The sequence below is a fragment of the Seongchinamella sediminis genome (assembly GCF_003457605.1).
In the GTDB taxonomy this organism is placed as follows: Bacteria; Pseudomonadota; Gammaproteobacteria; order Pseudomonadales; family Halieaceae; genus Halioglobus; species Halioglobus sediminis.
Map to the genome: position 1 here is coordinate 1 of NZ_QRAN01000062.1, position 1,110 is coordinate 1,110.

A 1,110-nucleotide genomic window follows, 5' to 3' on the forward strand; every position below is an offset into this window, starting at 1 on the left:
AAACCCGGTTAATAATGCCATCCCACCCGCAGTGGGTTAAGACGCGTAATCGGTAATTCTCAAAATTCCTGAATCCATAGGCCCTGCGGGTCATCATTTCCATCTTGTTGTGGAAGCCCTCGGTGGGTCCATTGCTCTTGCTGAATCGCCACATGGCAACGATAGGCTCCAGCCAGGATGTGAGCGTTCCTGCCAGTTTTCGCAGTGGGCTGTGGCGTAGCTGCTCTATCAGTTTCAAGAGCTGGGGCAGCTTCCTCTGAGCCGTTTTCTTTCTCAGGTTTTTGAGCAACAACAGCCGATTGAGCCGCTGCTTGGCGCCGTACAGAGCGGCAAGCGCCGGGTACTCACTCAGGTACTGCTGCAGATTCTCGCGCTGCTCAGGTCGCAAACGCCATTCGTGGCGACGCATCAGGCTCAGCAAGCCCCGGTTCCTGCGCCCCTCCGGGTGTACGTCCTGCCAGGCTTTGAGGAAGTGCTGGTTCACAAGGCGGATGACGTGGAAGCGATCCGCGACGATGGTGGCCCGTGGGAAGTACTGTCGGGCGATGTTACGGTACGTCTCGGACAAGTCCATCACGATGAGCCGGACGTTGTGTTTACCCGGCAAACGCCGTAAATAGCCTTGCAGGCTGGCTTCAGAGCGCCCCAGGCGGACATCAAAGACCTTGCTGCGGTGCAGGTCGACCAGAGTGGTGGCAAAGCCCCGCTTGCGCGTGAAGAAGTGCTCGTCGATGCCCAGGACCTTGGGGCAGGGCCGGTTCGACATCTCGGAGATCCGCTGCAGGCAGTGGCCCTGATACCAGCGTTCGGTGGTCGCTGCGCTGACCTGGTGTGTGCGTTCCAGTTTGGCCTGGGTGACACCCCCGTCGTGGTTTTCAAATACCTCGAGCCGGAAGGCTTCAGAGGCTCTGTAACGGGGCCGCACGCCCTTGAATCGGTGGCGGAAGTACCGGCCGCAACGCGGGCAGTGGTACTTAGGCGCCTTGAGGTACAGGGTAACCAGCTGATTGCCCTGGCGGGTGTGTTTCAGGGTGCGCTGATACGTCGCCTTGATGCGAACCCGAGGGTACTGGCAGCGGATGCAGCAGGGCCGCTTCTTTGGTTTGGCAT

Annotated in this window: 1 protein-coding gene; it reads right to left on the reverse strand. The window is 59.5% G+C overall.

Annotated features, from left to right (window positions below):
* The coding region (locus tag DWB85_RS19310; RefSeq protein WP_117957709.1) for an ISL3 family transposase at positions 1 to 1,110 on the reverse strand (1,110 nt) is incomplete at both ends.